This is a genomic window from Streptomyces olivaceus, from assembly GCF_000721235.1.
Taxonomy (GTDB): Bacteria; Actinomycetota; Actinomycetes; order Streptomycetales; family Streptomycetaceae; genus Streptomyces; species Streptomyces olivaceus.
Genome location: NZ_JOFH01000035.1, coordinates 91,364 through 109,382 on the forward strand (window position 1 = coordinate 91,364; position 18,019 = coordinate 109,382).

General features: G+C 75.0%; 14 protein-coding genes and 1 riboswitch. Of the genes, 3 read left to right on the top strand and 11 right to left on the bottom strand.

Going from position 1 to position 18,019, the window contains the following annotated elements; all coding sequences use genetic code 11:
- Positions 1-10 precede the first annotated feature (10 nt).
- Positions 11-1,234 carry a cytochrome P450 gene (locus tag IG94_RS0131245; protein ID WP_031044959.1) on the top strand — a complete coding sequence of 408 codons (1,224 nt, stop codon included), beginning with the start codon at positions 11-13 and terminating at the stop codon, positions 1,232-1,234.
- 31 nt (positions 1,235-1,265) lie between these two features.
- On the opposite strand, the gene IG94_RS0131250 is transcribed toward IG94_RS0131245, so the two are convergent.
- From IG94_RS0131250 to IG94_RS0131260, 3 genes are all read right to left on the bottom strand, one after another.
- Entirely contained in the window at positions 1,266-1,784 is a 519-nt protein-coding gene (locus IG94_RS0131250) for a hypothetical protein (RefSeq protein WP_031044961.1), read from the bottom strand.
- Positions 1,781-2,359, bottom strand: a complete 579-nt coding sequence (locus tag IG94_RS0131255; RefSeq protein ID WP_031044963.1) for an RNA polymerase sigma factor — start codon at positions 2,357-2,359, stop codon at positions 1,781-1,783. The genes IG94_RS0131250 and IG94_RS0131255 overlap by 4 nt, the downstream gene beginning before the upstream one ends.
- Positions 2,360-2,430: 71 nt before the next feature.
- Positions 2,431-3,864 (bottom strand): S8/S53 family peptidase, encoded by a 1,434-nt coding sequence (locus tag IG94_RS0131260; protein WP_031044964.1) that lies wholly within the window; start codon positions 3,862-3,864, stop codon positions 2,431-2,433.
- Between the two features lie 193 nt (positions 3,865-4,057).
- Between IG94_RS0131260 and IG94_RS0131265 the strand changes: the two genes are divergently transcribed.
- On the top strand, positions 4,058-7,087 hold the full coding sequence (locus tag IG94_RS0131265) for a CHAT domain-containing protein (RefSeq protein ID WP_052410943.1): 3,030 nt from the start codon (positions 4,058-4,060) through the stop codon (positions 7,085-7,087).
- A gap of 41 nt (positions 7,088-7,128) precedes the next feature.
- Here IG94_RS0131265 and IG94_RS0131270 read toward each other — a convergent pair whose 3' ends face one another.
- Positions 7,129-8,967: a LuxR family transcriptional regulator AbsR2 gene (locus IG94_RS0131270; RefSeq protein WP_052410944.1), complete on the bottom strand. Its 1,839-nt coding sequence runs from the start codon at positions 8,965-8,967 to the stop codon at positions 7,129-7,131.
- Positions 8,968-9,039: 72 nt separating this feature from the next.
- On the opposite strand from IG94_RS0131270, the gene absR1 reads away from it, so the two are divergent.
- Entirely contained in the window at positions 9,040-10,119 is a 1,080-nt protein-coding gene (gene absR1 / locus IG94_RS0131275) for a beta-glucuronidase AbsR1 (protein ID WP_031044977.1), read from the top strand.
- Between the two features lie 148 nt (positions 10,120-10,267).
- Here absR1 and IG94_RS40945 read toward each other — a convergent pair whose 3' ends face one another.
- From IG94_RS40945 to IG94_RS0131315, 7 genes are all read right to left on the bottom strand, one after another.
- Positions 10,268-11,539 (bottom strand): LLM class flavin-dependent oxidoreductase, encoded by a 1,272-nt coding sequence (locus tag IG94_RS40945; protein ID WP_043485060.1) that lies wholly within the window; start codon positions 11,537-11,539, stop codon positions 10,268-10,270.
- Positions 11,536-12,912 (bottom strand): NtaA/DmoA family FMN-dependent monooxygenase, encoded by a 1,377-nt coding sequence (locus tag IG94_RS0131285; protein ID WP_031044984.1) that lies wholly within the window; start codon positions 12,910-12,912, stop codon positions 11,536-11,538. The genes IG94_RS40945 and IG94_RS0131285 overlap by 4 nt, the downstream gene beginning before the upstream one ends.
- 19 nt (positions 12,913-12,931) lie before the next feature.
- Positions 12,932-14,131 carry an LLM class flavin-dependent oxidoreductase gene (locus tag IG94_RS0131290; protein ID WP_031044987.1) on the bottom strand — a complete coding sequence of 400 codons (1,200 nt, stop codon included), beginning with the start codon at positions 14,129-14,131 and terminating at the stop codon, positions 12,932-12,934.
- A gap of 342 nt (positions 14,132-14,473) precedes the next feature.
- Positions 14,474-15,220: a GNAT family N-acetyltransferase gene (locus tag IG94_RS0131300; RefSeq protein WP_043485063.1), complete on the bottom strand. Its 747-nt coding sequence runs from the start codon at positions 15,218-15,220 to the stop codon at positions 14,474-14,476.
- Between the two features lie 521 nt (positions 15,221-15,741).
- A riboswitch (SAM riboswitch) is annotated at positions 15,742-15,861 on the bottom strand.
- Between the two features lie 53 nt (positions 15,862-15,914).
- Positions 15,915-16,589, bottom strand: a complete 675-nt coding sequence (locus tag IG94_RS0131305) for a glutathione S-transferase C-terminal domain-containing protein (RefSeq protein WP_052410945.1) — start codon at positions 16,587-16,589, stop codon at positions 15,915-15,917.
- Positions 16,590-16,710: 121 nt separating this feature from the next.
- Positions 16,711-16,833: a putative leader peptide gene (locus IG94_RS44130; protein WP_263239163.1), complete on the bottom strand. Its 123-nt coding sequence runs from the start codon at positions 16,831-16,833 to the stop codon at positions 16,711-16,713.
- A gap of 524 nt (positions 16,834-17,357) precedes the next feature.
- Positions 17,358-17,987 (bottom strand): malonic semialdehyde reductase, encoded by a 630-nt coding sequence (locus tag IG94_RS0131315; RefSeq protein ID WP_078535930.1) that lies wholly within the window; start codon positions 17,985-17,987, stop codon positions 17,358-17,360.
- Between the last annotated feature and the right edge of the window lie 32 nt (positions 17,988-18,019).

Sequence of the window (18,019 nt, forward strand, 5' to 3'; positions counted from 1 at the left end):
GGGTGGGGGGATGACCCAGGAGACCAGCACGCTGACCGGCCAGCCCACGCCCCCGGTACGGGACTGGCCCGCCCTCGACCTGGACGGGCCGGAGTTCGACCCGGTCCTCGCCGGCCTGATGCGGGAGGGCCCGCTGACCCGCGTCCGGCTGCCGCACGGCGAGGGCTGGGCCTGGCTCGCCACCCGGTACGACGACGTGCGGGCGATCACGAACGACCCGCGCTTCGGGCGGGCCGAGGTGACGAAGCGTCAGGTCACGCGCCTTGCCCCGCACTTCAAGCCGCGGCCCGGCTCCCTCGCCTTCGCCGACCAGCCCGACCACAACCGGCTGCGGCGCGCGGTCGCCGGCGCGTTCACCGTGGGTGCGACCCGGCGGCTGCGGCCCCGGGCGCAGCGGATCCTGGACGGCCTGGTGGACGGGGTGGTCCGCGAGGGGCCGCCCGCGGACCTGGTCGAACGGGTCCTGGAACCGTTCCCGATCACCGTCGTCAGCGAGGTGATGGGCGTACCGGCCGCGGACCGGGACCGGGTGCACGCGTGGACCCGGCAGATCATCTCCACCTCCGGCGGCGCCGAGGCCGCCGAGCGGGCCAAGCAGGGCCTGTACGGGTGGATCACCGGGACCGTCCGCGACCGCGCCGGCAGCGACGGCGAGGACGTGTACTCGATGCTCGGTGCGGCCGTGGGCCGGGGCGAGGTCGGCGAGACGGAGGCCGTGGGACTCGCGGGGCCGTTGCAGATCGGCGGCGAGGCGGTCACGCACAACGTCGGTCAGATGCTGTTCCTGCTGCTCACCCGCCCCGGACTGATGACCCGCATGCGCGAGCGCCCCGAGGCGCGGGGCACGGCACTGGACGAGCTGCTGCGCTGGATCTCGCACCGCACCTCGGTGGGTCTCGCCCGCATCGCCCTGGCGGACGTCGACGTGCGCGGGACGCGCATCGCCGCCGGTGACCCGGTGTACGTCTCCTACCTGGCCGCCAACCGCGACCCGGACGTCTTCCCCGACCCGGACCGCATCGACCTGGACCGCGAACCCAACCCGCACCTGGCGTACGGCAACGGGCACCACTTCTGCACGGGTGCCGTACTGGCCCGGATGCAGACCGAGCTGCTGGTCGACACGCTCCTGGAGCGGCTGCCGGGGCTGCGGCTCGCGGTCCCGGCCGAGCAGGTGGCCTGGCGCCGCAAGACCATGATCCGGGGCCCCCGCACGCTGCCCTGCGCCTGGTAGGACGCAGGCGGCAGCGGTGCGCCGGGGCGCCTCAGGCCCGCAGCCACTCCGTCACGACCACCTCGCGGCCGGTCCGCAGCCGCAGGGCGAAGGGGCCCGAGGGCGGGGCCTCGCCCGTGAAGCGGCCCAGGTCGTCGGCGGTCAGCCGGGCGTACTCGCGCGGTCCGCTCAGCACCTCGATCCGGGCCGGGCCCGGCGGCAGCAGCTGGCCGATCAGGCCGTCCTCGGTGACCTCGACGTCGACGGTGACCGCGTCGGCCTGGAAGGTCAGCATCCTGGGCGGATCGCTCTCGCCCCTGACCGGGATGCCGTCGACCAGCGAGTCGAAGGTCAGCTCGGCCACGCGGGCGTCGAGGTCGCGCAGCGCGAAGGCGTCGACGGCGATGCCCCGCAGCCCGGCCGGGACCGGGTCGAGGATCGCGGCGGCCTGCCGCAGCTCCTCCTCCAGGAGACCGCAGTCCCAGTCGTCGGCCGGGAACTCGCCGCCGGGCGGCCCGTCGCCCGAGCCGTCGAAGTCGTCGAAGCCGTGCCGGTCGCTCATGTCGCTCATGACGTGGTCCCCCGTGCCTCCAGCCGGGCCCGCAGCCTGCGCAGACAGCGCTGGCGCATCGGCCCGATGCTGCCCACCGCGATCCCCAGCGCGGCGGACACCTCCTGATAACTGGGCGGCGGCGAGGAGATCAGCACCCGCAGCAACTGGCGGCACCGCTCGCCCAGTGACTCGAACTCCTGCCACAGCATCCGCACGCGCTCGGTCTGCGCGGCGGCCTCCTCGGAGTCGAGCACCGACTCCTCCGGCGTACGGTCGTCGCTCGGCCGGTCCAGCAGCTGCGGATCGTCGGTCGGCGTCCACCGCTTCGAGGCCCGCAGCAGCTTCAGGCACTCGTGCCGTGCCGTGCTCGCGAGCCAGGAGCCGGTCTTCTCCGGCTCCCGGATCCGCCCCAGGTGCTGGGCGAACCGGAACCAGGCGGTCTGGTACACCTCGTGCGCGTCGGCGTCGGAGAGCCCGTGCGATCGCGCGACGGACCAGACCAGCGGGCCCAGCCCGTCCACCAGTGACTTCCAGGCCGCCGCGTCCCCGTCGGCGGCCGACTGTACGAGCGCCCCGACCTCTGCACGGTCCACGGTCCCACCCCTCGTGTACGACACGCCATCGTACGCCGTGGAAGGGGTGGTTCCGCCCGCCAGGAGGCCGTTCACGAGCCACCGGCCGAGGGGCCGACGGAGACGGGGCGCCAGGTGGGCGGCAGCAGCGCGGGAACGTGCGCCCCGCGCACTTCCGCGTACTCGGTGTTGGTGGCGAGGAGCTGGACGCGGGCCAGGCGCGGGTCGGTCTCCTTGTGGTCCGTCATGTGGGCGGCGACCAGTCCCGCGACCACCGGGGTGGCGAAGGACGTGCCGCTCCACTGCGCGTGCCCCTCGAACATCACCTGGTCGGGCTTGGCCGGCGCCTCGCCGGGCTCGCTCAGCACCCCGTTGTGCCGGGGGTACTGGCAGGTGCAGGGGTAGGCGAAGCCGAACCGGCAGGCGTCGTAGGTGGAGTGCTGGTAGACGTACGGCACGGGTGTGCCGAAGCCGGTGAGCGCGCTGGTGAGGCGCTCGCCGGGGGCGTAGGCCCGGACCCAGCCGCCGTGGTTGCTGAAGCAGGCGCCGAACTCGCCGTCGGAGCGCAGGGCGCCGACCGACAGCACGGAGGTCTCCCAGCCGGGCAGGTCGGCGTAGGCGGCGGGCCAGAAGGGCGTGGCGCTCGCGTTGTTGCCGGCGGCGGCGACCAGCAGGGTGCGCCGGTCGCGGAGTTCCTCCATGAAGGCGTGGACGCCGAGCAGGCCGTCGGTGCGGCCGTTGGACGTGCCGGCGGAGAGGCTGAGGACCTCGGGCCAGCCGTCGCGGTCGACGGCCTCGAAGAGCTTCTCGCCCAGTTCGGATTCCAGGATGGCGCCCGCGTCGTTGAGCGTGTTGCGCACCGTCACGTCGGTGTTGGGGGCGACGGCGGCGACGAGCCCGGCGATGAAGGTGCCGTGCCCGACGTACTGGCACAGGACGCCGTCGTCGTCGCACTCGCGGATCTGGGCGTCGCCCTCGGTGTGGGCCAGCAGCGGGTAGGACCGGTAGTCGTGCATGAGGCCGGTGTCCACGACGAGGACGCCGACGGCACTCTCGGCGTCGTACGGCGTCGTGGCGGCGGCCGGGTTCGGCGGCTCGCTGAGCGGTACGGGCACGGGTTCGTCGCCGGGGCAGGCGTTGACGGCGATGGAGACGACGTGGTTGCGGCTGATCAGGCGGCGGCCCGCGCGGCCCTCCGCCGTCCGGAGCGAGCGCATCGCGTGGGCGACGGTGGAGTCGGCGCCCAGGTCGCCCTCGTCGGGCTCGCCGACCCGGATGCGGGTGATGCCGGTGCGGTTGCTCTCGGAGCTGGTCCGGCGCACGTGGTCGGAGGTCAGGCCGGCCATCGTGGTGAAGTGGTCGCGCACGGTGTCCTCGACGAGGCGGGCCTCCTCGCCGTCGCGGGCGAGGACGACGCCCTTCTCGTAGAGGAACTCGGCGGAGTCGTCCGGGCCCATGGCCAGCGGGACGTCCGGCATCGAGCGCTGGATCTGGTCGAACTGCTCGCGGAATCGCTGTGGTGCCATGGCATGCCCTCCACTGAGGCGGCGGTCGTGACGACGATCGTGGCAGCACCGGCGGCTGCGGTCCGGATGCGGTCGTCAATCAGAGTCCCGAGGCGGCCGATTGATACAGACCCGAACCTGTGGGGCGTGCTGGTCGAGCACTAACATCCCTGGGGTGACAGCGGGAAACGACTCGGTTCTCCAACTGCTGCCGATGGTGTTCGCCGCCCCGGGCGAGGCCCTGTCGCGGGCGGAGGAGCTGCTCGCGGCCGATCCCCCGCCGCTGCACGCCTCGGTGGCCCACCAGGTGATCGGCATCTGGCAGCGGGACTTCGGCGACACCCGGCGGGCCCTGGACCATCTGCGGCGCGCCCGCGACCTGGCGGCCCGCGCGGACTCGGCCGAGCGGGAGGCGGACGTCCTGGCCACGCTCGGGGTGGCGCTGGTGCACTCGGGGCGTACGCGGGAGGGACTGGCCGCGTTCGAGCGGGGCGTGGCGCGCGGGAGCGGGCACACGCGCGCGCGGGTGCTGTACCGGCGTGCGTACGTGTGGTGGGTCCTCGGCCGGCACGGCGAGGCGCTGGAGGACGTACGGCGGGCGATTCCGGTGCTGCGGCAGGCGGACGACGTGATCTGGACCGCGCGGGCGCTGACGCTGCGGGCGACCGTGCACCTGGCGCTCGGCTCGGTGGAGCGGGCGGACGCCGACTTCACGGCGGCGGAGCGGCTGTGGGACACCACGGGCCAGGAGCACGACAAGGCCGACGCGGTGGAGAGCCGGGGGCTCGCGGCCTTCCGCTCGGGCGACGTGCCGGCGGCGCTGCGGCTCCTCGACGAGGCGGAGGAGCGGTACGCCAAGCTGAGCACGCCGACGTTCATGCTCACCATCCGGCGCTGCGAGGTGCTGATGGCTGCCGGACTCCCGACGGAGGCGCTGGCGGAGGCGGACGGGGCGGTCGCGGCGCTGGACGGCATCGGCGGGCAGTCCACCCGCAAGGCGGAGCTGCTGCTGGTCGCCGCGCGGGCGGCCCGGCTGGCGGACGAGCCGCGGACGGCGCTGGCGCGTGCGGCCCTGGCGGTACGGCTGTTCGCGGGGCAGCGGCGCGGCTGGTACGAGACCCACGCGCGGCTGGTGCTGATCGAGGCGCGGGTCGCGACGGGTCGCGCCTCGGGCCGGCTGGTGGCGGACGCGGCGGCGGTGGCCGAGCGGCTGGCCGCCTTCGGGGCGCCGGCCGCGCCGGAGGCGTCGCTGCTCGCGGGCCGCATCGCGCTGGGTCTCGGCTGGACGGCGGACGCGGAGCGGCACCTGGCGGTCGCTGCGCGCAGCCGGCACAACGGGCCGCCGCTGGCGCGGATGACGGGCTGGGCGGCGCAGGCGCTGCGGGCGCGCGCGGCCGGGTCGACGCGCGGGGTCCTGGAGGCCTGCCGGCGGGGTCTGGACGTCCTGGACGACCACCGGATGACGCTGGGCGCCTCGGAGCTGCGGGCCCGTGCCACGGCGCAGGGCGCGGAGCTGGCCGCGCTGGCGCAGCGGGCGAGCCTGGTCTCGGGGGGACCGAGGCGGCTGCTGATGTGGAGCGAGCGCTGGCGGGCGACGGTGCTGTCGGCGCCGCCGACCCGGCCGCCGGCCGATCCCGCGCTGCTGACCGGCATGACGGCGTTCCGCGAGATCGCCGCCCGCGCGGAGGAGGCCCGCAGCGGCGGCGGCCGGCCCGTTCCCGCGCTGGAGCGCGAGCAGCGGCGCCTGGAGCGGGAGATCCGCTCCCGCACGCTGCACATGCGGGGCGAGGCACCGGGCGACGGCGACCGGTTCGACGTGGGGCGGCTGCTGCGGCGGCTGGGTGACGAGGTACGGCTGGTGGAACTGGCGGTGCTGGACGGGCGCGTGCACGTGCTGCTGTGCGGGCAGGGGCGGGTGCGGCGGTTCGAGGCGGGTCTGCTGGCGGAGGCGGAGCGGGAGGCCGAGCACGTGCAGGCCGGTCTGCGGCGGCTGGCCCACCCGGGGGCGGAGGCCCGGCTGCCGCTGGTGGAGGCGGCGGGCGCCCGCCTGCAGGAGCTGCTGCTCGGCCCCGCCGCGGCGCACCTGGGCTCCGGCCCGGTGGTCGTCGTCCCGCCGGGCCGGCTGCACCGGGTGCCGTGGGCCCTGCTGCCCGTGCTGCGCGAGCGGGTCCTGAGCGTGTCGCCGTCGGCGAGCAGCTGGCTCCGCGCCGGGGACACGTCCCCGCCGCCCGGCGGACGCCAGGTCCTGGTGCGCGGCCCGGGACTGTCGACCGACGGCGCGGAGGTCCCGGTCCTCGCGGAGCGCTACGGCGCGTCGCGGGCGCCGGAGGAGGACCGGGCGCGAGGGCCGCTTGCCGACGCCCGGCGCGGGAGCACACCGGGCGCGACCGAGGAGGCCTCCCCCGGCGCGACGGCCGGAGGCGGTCGGTTCCGGGCGGGTGACGAGGAGGGTCTGCCCCGGGCGGTCGGCGAAGCGGGCCCGGCCCCCGCGGCCGGTGGAGGGGCCCCGGACGGGGCCACCGGGAAAGGCGCCCCGGTCCCGGCGACCGTCCGGAGCGCCCCGCCCCGGACGGCCGACCACCACGGCCTCCCCCGGGCGACCGCCGAACACGGCCCGCCCGGGGCCGCCGGCGAGGGCGCCCCGGCCCCCGTGGCCGACGGAGTCGGTCCGCGCCGGGGAGGTGGCGGCTCGGTGCGGGCCCCGGCGGCCGGGCACGGTGCCGTGCCCGGGGTGACCGGATACGGGACCCTGCCCCCGGACGGGACCGCCGTGCCGACCGTGTTGGAAGGGGACGCGGCGCGGGTGCCGCGGGTGTTGCGGGAGCTGGACGGGGCCGCGTTGGCGCATATCGCCGCGCACGGGACCTTCCGTGCGGACAGTCCCCTGTTCTCGTCCTTGCGGATGGCGGACGGGCCGCTGATCGTGCACGACTTCGAGCGGCTCGACCGCAGCCCGTACCGGATCATCCTGTCCTGCTGCGACACCGCCCGCTTCGCGTCGGTCGGCGCGGACGAACTGCTCGGCCTGGTCACCGCACTGCTGCCGCTGGGCACGGCCGGGGTGGTGGCGTGCAGCGCGCCGGTCAACGACGAGGCGGTGGTGCCGCTGATGCTCGGGCTGCACAAGGGACTGGACGCCGGTCTGTCCCTCGCGGAGGCGCTGCGCGACGCCCGGGCCGCGCTGCCCGGGGACGCCGTGCACCGGGCGACGGGGTGGGCGTTCTCCGCGTTCGGAGCTGCCTGAACCTGCCGCCCCCGCACCCGCGCCCGCAGGGGCCCTTGCGGTCAGGCGGGTTGGGGCTCGGGCAGCTCCATCAGCCAGGGCAGGGCGCCGCGGTCGCCGGCGCCGAGGCGGGTGTAGGCGCCGTAGAGGTGGTTGCCGACGGTGCGCACGGACAGGGTGAGCCGCTCCGCGATCTGCCGGTTGCTCAGGCCCGCGGCGGCGAGGGTGACGATCTGCCGCTGGCGTGCGGTGAGTTCGCCGAGGACCAGTCCCGACAGGGCCGGCGTGCGGGCGCCCTGGCAGCGCCGGGCCAGGGCGACGGCGCGGGTACGGGCCGTGCGCGCGGCGCGCGGTTCGCGGTGGACGCCGGCCGCCTGGGCGTGCGCCTCGGCGGCGAACAGCAGGAACCCGCGCCGTTCCAGTTCCCCGGCGGCCCGGTCGAGTGCCGGTCCGTCGCCGCGCGAGAGGGCGTCGGCGTGCGCGGCGAAGACGCCGGTCAGCAGGCCGGCCGCCCGTTCGGGGACGCCGAGCCGGACGGTGTCGTACGGGTCGCCCTCGGCGGACCTGCGGACCGCCTCGTCGAAGTCGCCGCGCGCGGCGGCCGTCCAGGCCGCGGACGCGCCGCCGTCTCCGGCACCGCGGCCGGCCGGCACCTCGCCCGACTGGGCCGTGGCCAGGGCGAGTTCCTCGCGGCAGGGCGTGTCGTGCGGGCTGGTCCGCAGCCCCTCTCGGGCCCAGGCCGCCGCCTCCGACAGCCGACCGCCCAGCCGGGCGAACCGGGCGCGCAGGGCCGCGTACCGCGGGGGCAGCGGTGCTCCCTCGGCCGCCAGCCACTCCCCCACGGGCGCCACCTGCTCCCGTACGTCGGCCTGCTCGACGCGCCGGGCGAGGGCGGTCAGCTCCGCCTCCAGGGCGGGGGCGCACTGGTCCCAGGTGCGTGCAAGGCGCCGGGCGCGCAGCCGGCCCGCGGCGGCCCGCAGGACCGGGCCGTGCAGGGGGTGGGCGAGCCGGGTGGCGCCCGCTTCGTCGACGGTGACCAGGCCGTCGGCCTCCAGGCCCTCCAGGGTGCGGGTGTCGAAGGCGTCCAGGTCGAGGGGCAGGGGCTCGGCGAAGGCGAGGCGTTCGAGGCTCTCGCGCTCTGCGGGGCGGGTCCGGTCCAGGACGTGGGCGGTGCGTTCCCGGACCGCCGCGGTCATCGGCACATCTCCCCGCCAGGCCTGCCGTCCGGTGCCCTGGACCGGCACGAGCAGGCCCTGGTCGCGCACGGCGGTCAGCAGTTCGCGCAGCAGCCGCAGGTCGCCCCGGCACAGGCGGTGCAGCCGGTCGGCGGTGAGCGGTTCCAGGACGGTGTCCTCGGCCGCCGCGAGCAGTTCGGCGGTCTCCTCGCGCGGCAGCGGCTCCAGCGTCAGGCGCGGCAGCAGTTCCCCGGACCACAGCCGGGACACGGCGCCGGGCACGGGGGCGCCGTCGGTGGCGGCGACCAGGAGCCGGGTGCGGCCGTGCAGGGCGAGCTGGTGGACGAGAGCGGCGGAGGCGTCGTCCAGCAGGTGCGCGTCGTCGACCAGCAGCAGCCGAACACCGGACAGGAGGTGCAGCGCGCGGTGCAGTGTGACGTCGTGGGGGAGCAGATGGGCGAAGGCGGCGAAGGGGAGGTGCCGGGTCTCGGGCGTCCCGGCCGCCCGGGCCCAGTCCGTGCCGCGCACGGCCTCCATCAGCAGCCGGGTCTTGCCGCAGCCCGCCGGCCCCGTCACCACCAGGCCGCCGCGTCCGGCGGCCACCGACCGGCGCACCAGCTCCAGTTCGTCGGTCCGCCCGGTGAACGGCCAGGGCGCCCCGAGGGTCTTCGCGTCGCGCAGAGAAGTCGTCGAAATCGTCACGACAACATGAGTCGGCATACTCATCCCTGATACAGGGTGACTTGAGTACCCCCCGACTCAGGCGCCCGGGCCGGGCCGGACGGCACCATGACGGCCATGACCGCACGCTACTGCTCGCTCGCGCAGCAGCCTGCCCCCGTGTTCGCACCGGGGCTGGCCGCCGAGCGCGTCGCCGCGCTCTCCGGCGGGCAGCGGATGTGGGTCAACGGCACCGTGCTGCACTACTGCTTCCTCGGCGGCGACACCGACACGTCGGTGGTGCCGATGCCGGGCACCGGCCGGCCCCGGCGCGGCTCGTGGGTGGGGACCGACGAGCAGCGTGACGTCGTGCGCGACTCCTTCCAGGAATGGCGGGACCTCGGCATCGGGATCGAGCTCACCGAGGTCCGCGACCGCTCGGAGGCGGAGCTGCGGATCGGCTTCCAGCCGGGCGACGGCTCCTGGTCGGCGGTGGGCAAGGACGCCCTGCGGGTCGGGATGAACGACCGCACGATGAACTTCGGCTGGGACCTGACCGCGCCGGGCGAGCGGGCGACGGCCCTGCACCAGATCGGGCACGCGCTCGGCATGCTGCACGAGCACCAGAGCCCCCACTCGGGGATCCTCTGGGACGACGAGGCCGTCTACGCCGAGCTGGCGGGCCCGCCGAACAACTGGAGCCGGGAGCGGACCTTCCACAACATCCTGCGCAAGCTGGACGGCGACGAGGCCAACGGTCCGGTCTGGGACCCGCAGTCGATCATGGAGTATCCGTTCCCCTCGGGGCTCATACTGGAGCCCGAGCACTACCGCTCGGGCCTGCATCCGCCCGGCACCCTCTCCGCCGCAGACAAGGAGTTCGCCCTGCGCTGGTACCCGCCCACCGGCCGGCCGGGGCCGCTGGTGCCGTTCCGGTCGGTGCCGCTCGGTCTCGGGCCAGGAGAGCAGGCCGACTTCCGGGTGGACCCGCCGGAGACCCGCGAGTACACCGTGGGCACCTTCGGCGACAGCGACGCCGTCGTCGTCATCTTCGAGGAGCGGGACGGCGTGCCCCGCTACCTCACCGGCCAGGACGACGGGGGAACGCCCCGCAACACCACGATCAGGGCCCGTTTCGTCAAGGGTCGCCGCTATGTCGTCCGGGTGCGCCTGTACTCCTCGTGGGGTGCGGGCGAGACGGCGGTCATGTGCTGGTGACCGCGCGGCCTCGAACGCCCGGGCGCCGTGGCCACATACCGGTGCCGGGGGCCGGCCGCGGAACGTCTCCTTCGGGGGAGGGCTGACGTTCCGCGGCACATGCCGTGTCCGCCGCGAGGGGGCGGCGGACACGGCAACTTCCGCGTGTTCAGAGCCCGGCGGGCTGCGGCTCCGCCGCCGGTGACACCGGGCCCCAGGCGAACGGCGGGTCCGGCAGGTCCCGGCGCAGACCGGGGGCGACCTCGGACTGGAACAGCTCGAGCGACCGCCGGTGCTCGGTCGCGTCCAGCCCGCTCGCGTCGGCCTGCAGATGGGTCACCGTGTGTCCGAACCGCTGGTGGTAGCGGTGCACCTTCTCGATCACCTGCTGCGGGCTGCCGATCAGCGCCGAGCTGCGCGCCACGAAGTCCTCCAGGGTCTCGAAGACGACGGGCAGTCCGGTCTCCCGCCGGAAGGCCAGATTGCTCTCGAAGACGGGCCGGTAGCCGTCCAGGGCCTGCTGCGAGGTGCGGGCCACGTACAGGCCCGCGGTGCCCGCGCCGACGGCTAGGGGGTGTCGTTTGGATCTGGTCGGTTCCAGGCAACAGTGCCTTGTTGCCCACCCGAGCGGGGTCTGGTGCGTGCAGCTGCAAGGCGGAGGAGGGCGACAGGGCGGAGCCCTGGCAACCGACGACAACGCCGCAGATGCGCGTGCCAGGCCCCGCGACCCCGACAAGATCCAAACGACACCCCCTAGGTCCGCCGGGTCGTGGCCGTAGTGCGCCCAGCGTTCGCGGTAGTGGTCGATCAGCTCGGCGTACGGTTCGACCGGATGGGTCACGTTGGCGGAGAAGAGCGGGTCTCCGTAGCGGGCGGCCAGGTCGACGGACTCCCTGCTGGTGGCGCTGCCGTGCCAGACGCGGACGGGTTGCTGGTAGGGGCGCGGCCAGACCTCGGCGTCGGTCAGTTCCGGCCGGAAGCGCGTGCGGGCGGTGACCCTGTCCTCGCGCCACAGGCGCCGGAAGACCTCGTAGCTCTCGGCGTTGCGGTCCCACTGGTCCTCGGGCGTGACGTGGAACAGGTCGCGCTGGGCCGCGCCGTTGCCCTTGCCGATGATCAGCTCCAGGCGTCCGCCGGAGAGGTGGTCGAGGGTCGCGTAGTCCTCGTGGGCCCGGACCGGGTCGAGCAGGCTCAGGGTCGTCACGGCCGTGAACAGCCGTATGCGGCGGGTCAGGGCGGCGATGTGGCTGAGGACGACCGGCGGCGAGGAGGAGATGAAGGGGCGCTCGTGCCGCTCCCCCACGCCGAAGCCGTCGAATCCCAGCTCCTCGGCGAGCACGGCGTTGTCGAGGACCTCGCGGAACCGTGCGCGCGTGCTCTTGAGTTCGCCCGTGACCGGATCGGGGCGGTGCGCGATCAGGGTGATGGCGAGGAACCTCACGACGCCTCCCGCCGGTCCGCGCTCCCGGCGTCGGGGTGGGCGAGGCCGAGGTGGTCGCGCAGGGTCGTGCCCTCGTAGTCGGCGCGGAAGACGCCCTGCTCCTGGAGGATCGGGACGACCGTGTCGGCGAACTCGTCCAGGCCGCCGGGGGTGATGTGCGGGACGAGGATGAAGCCGTCGGACGCGTCGGCCTGGACGAAGTCGTTGATGGTGCGGGCGACGGAGGCCGGGGTGCCGACGAAGGTCTGGCGGTTGCCGGTGTGGATGACGAGGTCGCGGATGGACCAGTTGTTGGCGGCCGCCCGTTCGCGCCACTCGCGGGCGGTCGCCAGCGGGTCGCGGTACATCCGCACCTGGGCCCGGCCGCGGGCGATGTGCTCCTCGCTCACGTCCGGGTCGACGCCGGGCAGCGGGCCCTCCGGGTCGTAGGAGGACAGGTCGCGGTTCCAGACGAACTCCAGGTGCTTGAGGGCGGTGGCCCCGCTGACCTGCTGCCGGCGGACCTCGCGGGCGCGCTCCTCGGCGTCGGCGTCGGTGTCCCCGAGGACGAAGGTCGCGGCGGGCAGGATCAGCAGTTCGTCCGGGCCGCGGCCGTACTTGGCGAGGCGGCGTTTGACGTCCCGGTAGAAGTCCCGGCCCTCCTCCAGGGTGGCGTGCCGGCTGAAGATGGCGTCCGCGTCGGCGGCGGCGAACTCGCGGCCCTCCTCGGAGTCCCCGGCCTGGAAGATCACCGGGCGGCCCTGCGGGGAGCGCGGGACGTCGAAGCGGCCGTGGATGTCGAAGTGCTGCCCCTGGTGGACGAAGGCGCCGGCCTTGGCGTCGGCGAGGAAGGTTCCGGTGTCCGGGTCGGCGACGATCTCGTCCCCGCGCCAGGAGTCGAAGAGTTCGTTGGCCGTGCCGAGGAACTCGCGGGCCCGGGAGTAGCGTTCGTGCTGCGGCAGGAAGCCGCCGCGCCGGAAGTTCTCACCGGTGAAGGCATCCCACGAGGTGACGACGTTCCAGGCGGAGCGCCCGCCGGAGAGGTGGTCGAGGCTGGCGAACTGGCGGGCGACCTCGTAGGGCTCGTTGAAGGTGGAGTTGATGGTGCCGGTCAGACCGAGGCGGTCGGTGACGGCGGCGAGTGCGGCGAGCACGGTGAAGGTGTCGGGGCGGCCGACGACGTCGAGGTCGTAGATTTGGCCGCCCTGTTCGCGCAGGCGCAGTCCCTCGGCGAGGAAGAGGAAGTCGAACTTGGCGCGTTCGGCGGTCCGCGCGAAGTGCGCGAAGGAGCTGAACTCGATGTGGCTGCCGGCCTCCGGGTCGCTCCACACGGTGGTGTTGTTGACGCCGGGGAAGTGCGCGGCCAGGTGGATCTGCTTCAGCGGCTTGGTCATGGCGGGGTGCCCTTCCGGCTCAGGCGGCGTAGCGGTTGGCGGGGCGGGACAGACCGAGCAGTCCGCGCAGGGTGTCGGCCTCGTAGGCGCGGCGGAAGACTCCGCGGCGCTGGAGTTCGGGGACCAGCCCGCGGGTGATGGCCGGGAGGTCGTGGCCGTGGACGGCGGGCCGCAGCCGGAAGCCGGTCAGCCCGGCCGACGCGAACTCCTCGATGAGGTCGGCGAGTTGGACGGGACTGCCGGTGAAGATCCGGGCGTCGCTGGTGTACGGCTGTCCGGCCCGCTCGTCGAGGCGGTCCCGGCGGGCGGCGGCCCGCGCGGGGTCGTCGTCGAGGAAGACCACCAGGTCGGCGAAGACGTGCAGGGGTTCGGCGGCGCGTCCCGCACGCTCCTGTTCGGCACGGATCTCGGCGACGATCGCCCGCGCCTGGCCCGTGTCGTGCGGGGTGACGTATCCGACGTCGGTCTGCCAGGCCACGAGCCGGTACGGCACGGTCGCGTGGGCGAGGGCGGTCACCAGCGGCTGGCCCTGCGGCGGACGGGGGGTGATGGAGGGGCCCTTGACGCTGAAGCGCGGGCCCTGGAAGTCGATGTAGTGCAGCTTGTCCCGGTCGACGAACCGGCCCGTGGCCGCGTCCCGGATCTCCGCGTCGTCCTCCCAGCTGTCCCAGAGACGGCGGACGACCTCGACGTGGTCGGCGGCCTCGTCGAACAACTCGGCGACGCGTTCCTGCGATTCCGGGCTCTCGTAGTCGTCGATGGCCGGTGCGGTGCGGCGGCCGAAGTGGGCGGCCTCGTCGGGGCGGGCGGAGATCTTCACGCGCAGTCCGGCGCGGCCGGTGCTGACGTAGTCGAGGGTGGCGACGGCCTTGGAGATGTGGAACGGCTCGGTGTGGGTGGCGATCACGGTCGGCACCAGCCCGATGTGCCGGGTCAGGGGCGCGACGCGGGCGGCGACCAGGACGGCGTCCAGCCGGCCGCGTACCTGGTCGGTGCGGTCGTCGGGGGCGAGGAGGCGGGATGACTGCAGGCCCAGCCCGTCCTCCAGGGTCACGAAGTCGAGCAGGCCGCGCTCGGCCTCGGCGACCAGGTCGGCCCAGTGTCCTGCGGTGAACAGGTCGCGGGCGCGGGCGGAGGGCTCGCGCCAGGAGGCGGGGTGCCAGCCGGTGCCGTCGAGCGCGACGGCCAGGTGCAGTGGAGCGGGCGAGGTGCTGGACACAGGTGTCCCTTCGTGGTGGTCCGACTTGGTGGGCGTCCCGGGCGTCCGGCTCGGGCGTCCGGTTCGGGCGTCCGGTTCGGGCGTCCGGCCGGAGCGTTCGGCTCGGGCGTCGGCGGGCTCGGCCGTACGGCCGAGCTGTCCGCACGGGGACGCCGGCCGGCGCGCGCGACGGCGCACGGCGGTGGAGCGACGGTCAGCGGCGACAGAGCGCGCCGGCCACCCGCGCGAGGTCGATCCAGGGCCGGGAGTGGAGGCGGACGGAGTGCGGGGCACCTGCCACGTCGGTCACCTCCGTCGTCCGCGCGGGCCGCTTCGACGGCCCGCCGCTCAGCTCGCCTGCGGTCACAACGCCCCTGCCGCGGCCGCTGTTCCCGGCGTGCGCACCTGGCGGAAGTCGGTGTGCCGGCGCAGGGTGAAGCCGAGCGACTCGTAGAGCGCGACGGCCCCGGTGTTGCTCGCGGCGGCGTGCAGGAACGCAGTGTCGCCGCGTTCGCGGATGCCCGCGGCGACGGCGCGGACCAGGCGGGTGGCCAGGCCCCGGCCGCGGTGGGCGGGGTCGGTGCACACGGCGCTGATCTCGGTCCAGCCGGGCAGCCGCAGCCGTTCGCCGGCCAGGGCGATCAGCCTGCCCCGGTGCCGGATGCCGAGGTAGGTGCCGAGGAGCACGGTCCGGGGCAGGAAGGGGCCGGGCCGGGTGCGGGCGACCAGGTCCAGGATCTCGGGGACGTCGGCGGGGCCGAGCCGTACCGCCCCGCGGTCCGGCTCGGCGCGCAGCGCGGTGTCCACGAGCTGGACGCCGGGCACGTCGCCCGAGGTCCGCCAGCCCGGCGGGACGGAGCGGACACCGGGCAGCGCGACGGCCGCGTCGGGGCCGAGGAGGCGGTGCAGGTCGGCCCAGGCGGCCGGGTCCGCGGGGTCCTCCACGGCGGCGAAGACGCCGACGTCCGCCGAGTAGCGCGCCGCTTTGCCGACGCGTTCGGCGAGGGCGGCGTGCGGGCCGGTCAGGGCGGCCCACACGGCGTTGTCGAGGGGGTGCGGAGCGGGGTCGGCCGGGGTCGCGCTCCCGCGCAGACGGGTCGGCTGGGTCACGGGGCGGCTTCCTTCTCTGCGACGAGTGCGGCGACTTCTGCACTTCTGCTTCTGCGGCATGCGCCTCGGTCCGGTGCCGACGGCGTGCCAGGAGGCGAAGGACCACTTCGCGTGCCGGCCGCTCCGGTACCGGGGACCGTGCGGCCCGGCACGGCGCGGGGGCAGGGCGGTGGAGACCGCTCTGCGGCGCGGGCGCGTCGGACGCGGACGCACGGGGATCCGGGGGCGGGAGCGGACAACGGCACACCAGGGGCGGTGTTCGTCGTGGCCGGGCGCCTGCCGCGGGACCGGGGGAAGAGATCAGTCCCGGCGGCGGGCGCGGCCGGAGCCGGTACACAGTGCGCTGCTGACGCGGAGCAGGTCGACGGCGCGGTCGGCGACGAGGCGGCTCGGGCACGCACGTACGCGGCCCGCGGCCGGCCTGTCAGCTGTGCGCATGTCCGTCACCCGTCACTGTCCGGCCCGCCGGGGCCTCGCGCTTACCGAAGCGACTCGTACTGCGAGTAGGGCGAGTACTGCGAGTACTGCTCGTACCGCTCGTGCGAAGTGAGTCGTCCGGTCCGGTCGTCACCTGGAGCACCCCACCGCGGAGCGAGGGTTGCCGGTCAGCGAGCCAGGGCTTGTCGCTGACGCTCATGACCTTTCTGCGTTCGCAAGTAACGCAGTTGCCCGTACGGCTGTCAACGTCCGTCCGTCAGGCGGGACGGCCCGGGAGGTGGCGGCCGAAGGCCGGGTGGGCACTCAGGCGGCGCACGTGGGACCAGAGGGCGGGGTGCGCGGCGGCCCGCTGCGGGGTGTCGCGGCGGACGAGGGCCACCCACACCTCCACGTCGGCCGCGGTCAGCCGGTCGCCCAGGACGTGCGAGTGCGCGCGCAGGCGCCGCTCCAGTACGTCGAGGACCTCGGGCAGGGCCTGGGGGTCGGCGCTGCGCGCGCACAGTTCCTCGACGGCCTCCGTCTCGCCCTCGGCGCCGCACGGGTACAGCTGCGGACCGGCGGCGGACGGGAAGCACCGGGCGAGGTCGCGCGTGATGTCGCGGGCGTGCGTGCTGACGATCCGGCCCGACCAGCTGTCGCTGAGCACCGGCGCGACGGCGGGGCCCCGGTAGTGGTGCGCGCTCGCCTCGTAGAGCGGGCGCAGCGCCGAGTGGCCGCCGTCGGGACAGTCGGGGACCGGGTCCAGGAAGGTCACCGGACAGATCTCGTCCAGGCCGAGCAGAGCGTGCACGACGGCGATGCCCAGACAGGCGTCGTGGCCGGGCGACAGGTGGAGGCGGTAGCGGCGCGGCACGGCGTAGTGGCCGCTGCGCGGGTCGCGGCCGATCCGTCCCCGGAAGACGGGGGCGGGGGTGAGCGGTGTGACGGACATGGTTCTCCCCGGGGGCGGGGCGCGTGCGGGCACGCGCGGCAAGGGCGGACGGCGGGCCTGGGCGGGCGCGGGCCCGGACGGCGTCCGTACGGGGACCGCCGCCGGCCGGCGCCGGACGGGCTCAGCTCGGGGAGCTGATCGCGCTGCTGACGCGGAGGAGGTCGATGTGACGGCGGGAGGTGAGCAGGGGGGACCGTCCGGGCGTGCGGTGCTCGTCGCCGGTGACCTGGTGGAGGCGCCCCATGTTTCCCTACCTGTTCACTAGGATTACTGGGGAAGTGTCGAACGGCGCCGGGGGCGCGTCAAGGGGGCGTCCGCCCAGCAAGAAGAGAAGCCCCCGCACCCCCGGGCCCCGGCGCTCGCGCGCACTCTCGGTCGCGCGCCCCCGCGCGCCGCGTCGGCGCGCGGCGCCCGCAGCAGTTCGGTGAACGACGCCCTGGCCGCCGGCTGACCGGAAACCGTACCGGCCCGCCGCCGGGAGGACCGGCCACCGCTACTGGCCGCCGCCCGGAAGACCGGAGCGGTCTTCCGGGCGGCGGCCGGGCAGGGCGGACATCCCGCGCGTCGGCGAACGTGGCGGTCGGCCGCGGCGGACGCACAGGCGCGCTGGGCCTCGGCGCCGCCGGGGCGGCGCGGTCGCGTGCTGAGCCGCGCGCCCTTCACCTGCTCGTCGGACGGCCGGAGTGGTTCGCCGCGCGCTCCGGGCACCTCACTCCCCCGGCGCGTCCCGCGGGCGGGTGAGGGCCCGGACACGGTCCGGTATGCGGCTCAGGCCATCCGCACCGCCTGCTCGAAGGTGGGCCTCGGCAGCCGCTCGCGGAACGCGTCGTCGGCCGGGTGGCCGATGTTCACCAGGAGGACCGAGCGCCACCGGCCGTCGTCGAAGAACTCCTTGTCCACCGCCGCGGCGTTGAAGCCCTTCATCGGACCGGCGACCAGCCCGGCGGCGCGGACCGCGAGAATGAAGTAGCCGGCCTGGAGGGTGGTGTTGAAGTCGCCGTGGCTGTTGCGGAGTTCGTCGTTGGCCTCCAGCATGGTCCGGAAGTTCGGGTTGGACGGGGCGAGCACGGGCACGTACTCCGGGTACTGGGTGTCCACCGCGATCACGGCCGTGACCGGCGCCGAGGCGGTCTGTGCACGGTTGGGCTCGGCTACGCCGCGCAGCAGCCGCTCCTTGCCGTCCGGGGTACGCACGAACAGCACTCGCATCGGGTTGATGTTGGCCGAGGTCGGCGCCCACTTGACGAGCTCGTAGACGGCTCGCAGGCGGTCGTCGGACACCGGCTCGGAGCTGAAGCTGTACGCGGTCCGGGCGTCGGTGAACAACAACTGCCTTCCCCCGGGCGACAACTCGTAGAGGTGCGAGAGGTCTGCGGAAGTCGGGGTGGTCTCGGTCACGGTGGCGTCCTCGTTTCCCTTGTTGCGAGTGA

Bases quoted from the DNA above. Each gene is read 5' to 3' on its own strand.
- IG94_RS0131260 (WP_031044964.1), bottom strand. From the start codon at position 3,864: ATGGCACCACAGCGATTCCGCGAGCAGTTCGACCAGATCCAGCGCTCG.
- IG94_RS0131270 (WP_052410944.1), bottom strand. From the start codon at position 8,967: ATGAGTATGCCGACTCATGTTGTCGTGACGATTTCGACGACTTCTCTG.
- IG94_RS0131285 (WP_031044984.1), bottom strand. From the start codon at position 12,912: ATGACCAAGCCGCTGAAGCAGATCCACCTGGCCGCGCACTTCCCCGGC.
- IG94_RS0131250 (WP_031044961.1), bottom strand. From the start codon at position 1,784: ATGAGCGACATGAGCGACCGGCACGGCTTCGACGACTTCGACGGCTCG.
- absR1 (WP_031044977.1), top strand. From the start codon at position 9,040: ATGACCGCACGCTACTGCTCGCTCGCGCAGCAGCCTGCCCCCGTGTTC.
- IG94_RS0131245 (WP_031044959.1), top strand. From the start codon at position 11: ATGACCCAGGAGACCAGCACGCTGACCGGCCAGCCCACGCCCCCGGTA.
- IG94_RS0131265 (WP_052410943.1), top strand. From the start codon at position 4,058: ATGGTGTTCGCCGCCCCGGGCGAGGCCCTGTCGCGGGCGGAGGAGCTG.
- IG94_RS44130 (WP_263239163.1), bottom strand. From the start codon at position 16,833: ATGGGGCGCCTCCACCAGGTCACCGGCGACGAGCACCGCACGCCCGGA.
- IG94_RS0131305 (WP_052410945.1), bottom strand. From the start codon at position 16,589: ATGTCCGTCACACCGCTCACCCCCGCCCCCGTCTTCCGGGGACGGATC.